Genomic DNA, 276 nt, shown 5'->3' with positions numbered 1-276 from the left:
CCGGTGCAGGCGGATGGCAGCCTGTCCGGGACGGCGACGCGCCAGGGCTGGTGGTATCGCTATGACAGCATGAGCCGGCTGGTGACGACCAGGGGGATACTGGTCGGTGCGCCGGGTTCCGGGGTGATCGTGCGCGGGGATGCGGGCACGGACCTGGGCTATGACGCGACGGGCGCGCGGGTGCGCGCGCAGACGGGCGCGGGGGCGCAGGAAGTCTATTCCTATGACGCGGCGGGCCAGCTGGTGACGGTGGTGATCGGCGGGACGACGCGGGCG

General features: G+C 72.8%; 1 protein-coding gene. It reads left to right on the top strand.

From position 1 onward, the window contains the following. On the top strand, positions 1–276 hold a 276-nt coding region (locus tag RVY79_RS19475), incomplete at both ends, for a hypothetical protein (protein ID WP_317466222.1).

Source organism: Chromohalobacter sp. HP20-39 (assembly GCF_033052815.1).
GTDB lineage: Bacteria > Pseudomonadota > Gammaproteobacteria > Pseudomonadales > Halomonadaceae > Chromohalobacter.
This window is presented reverse-complemented; position numbering and strand designations above follow the sequence as displayed.